Consider the following 1869-nt stretch of genomic DNA (forward strand, 5'->3'; position numbering starts at 1 on the left):
GTCGGAGATTGAACTCCCACTGAGAAATACTTGTTACTACTCACCACTTACAGAAGTGGGAGTCTCAACTCAGACTGAGATCAAATCCACGTACTGATCTATTTCTCAACTATACATATCCGCGCTTATTAATATATTTACACATCATAATTCTTCCCTTTGCGACTGCTGGTTTCAATATACGTTGTATCCACATCCTGTTCGTACTTGCGCATTGCCACCTGAATCGGCGTCGGATCATCCGTGATCTTCTTATGTCCCACATGGTTATAAAAGACCATAATTCCAATCGCCAGCCCGATACAAAAACAGATTTCCAGTGCACCAACACCTGTGTACGTCTGCCCGGTCACCCTTGTATGCAATGCGGCAAATACCTTTGAAACCGAAACGTCTTCGATAAATGTCATGATTGTAAATGCCGATCCGAAAAACAGGATCACACACACGATCGCTGTTTTGAAATACTGCACCGCTTTCTTTTCCGGATCCGGCACATAGCGGATGACAAAATCCGGCTCACCAATGTTTTCAATTTCCAGAGTTGGATATTTTTCATGAATTTTCTGGATAATATATAAAATAGAAAAAACCTGCACGAAGCTGCTCTTTTCATTTCCGTGGAAATGATAAATCTGCTCCTGCAGCACCTGACGGCGGATACCCACATCGGTGCACTCCACCGATGCGATATCCTGCAGTTTTACACTGCGCTCATACACAATACAATTTTGTTCAATCTTCAGATATAATGTCTGTCCCGAAGCACCCATATGATTCCTTTCCAGCAAAACAGATTCACATAACCTGGCATCCATTCACTGCTTATTATTTTTCACACTTATAGCAGCATCGCTCTTAACCTGGCCCAAAATACCTGTGCTCTGATTCATTCATTACTTTTTATTCTTCTGCCGCGTCTTCAAAAACCGCCTGCGCGGATTCTTTCATCTCAGACATATCCTCTTTGATTTCATTAGCGGCATGACGCACCGCCTCTCCCGCATGTTTCCAGCTGTCCTTCATTTCATCCGCGGAATATTCTGCCGCAAATTTCAGTTCTTTTGCGATGTCTTCTCCCTGCTCTTTCATACATCCGCACGCCTGTTTTACTTTTTTCTTTTTGTCCTGCATCTTTTTTCCAAAACTGCCTTCTTCGTACATATCGTCACCTTTTAACCCACATAAAAAATAAAAAACCGCTCCCGCGATCATGGCGATCACTACTAAACAGCAACACTTTTTCATCAATTTACAACACATGTAAATTTCCTCCTTCCAGACTATAAACATTCGGTTTATATGACTTTGTTTTGCTGTTAGTATGGAGCGATTTTTTCAAATTATTCAATTTTTAATTTTTCCAATTTTTAAATTTTCCAATTTTCAGACTGTAACTGTGCCTGGATCAATGATTCATTTTCCACAGCCTCGTTGGACATATTTTCCAGAGAATCCTGATATTCTTTCATTTTGCGCTGCATTTCTTTTCCCATCATGGAACTCATCACCAGAAAAGCGCCCACAACCGGAAGTAAGCTGAGCAGCCCCAGCCGCCAGTCAAATACAAGCAGCATGATCAGCAACGCAACTGGCGTCACGATCGCTCCGGCTTTGTCCGGCAGCTGGTGCGCCAGATAAGATGGTTTCTTCTCTTTTTTCACCAAACTCCCTCCTTCTATCTTTTCATTTTTTATTGATAGTAAATTGTCATTAGTAAAAGCTAACCCACCTGTAAAAAAACAGGATTTACAAATTTATTCTCACTGTTTCTGTAATCTATTAATCTGTAAATCCAAATATTTTCATCCAGCCAGCGGTTTCAAGTCGAACGCACGTGAGACTTGGTGCGTGATTCTGGTCAGCGAA

Annotated in this window: 2 protein-coding genes and 1 pseudogene; all 3 read right to left on the reverse strand. The window is 41.5% G+C overall.

What is annotated here, in order from left to right; translation table 11 throughout:
* Positions 1 to 137 precede the first annotated feature (137 nt).
* A complete protein-coding gene (locus LG34_RS16300; protein ID WP_109217015.1) occupies positions 138 to 773 on the reverse strand; it encodes a stage V sporulation protein AA in 636 nt (211 codons plus the stop codon).
* 130 nt (positions 774 to 903) lie between these two features.
* Positions 904 to 1263, reverse strand: a complete 360-nt coding sequence (locus LG34_RS16305) for a hypothetical protein (protein WP_109217016.1) — start codon at positions 1261 to 1263, stop codon at positions 904 to 906.
* 158 nt (positions 1264 to 1421) lie between these two features.
* Positions 1422 to 1643: pseudogene (locus tag LG34_RS16885) on the reverse strand (ABC transporter ATP-binding protein); the annotation flags it as partial.
* Positions 1644 to 1869 lie beyond the last annotated feature (226 nt).

The sequence above is a fragment of the Eubacterium ramulus genome, from assembly GCF_003122485.1.
Lineage (GTDB): Bacteria > Bacillota > Clostridia > Lachnospirales > Lachnospiraceae > Eubacterium_I > Eubacterium_I ramulus_A.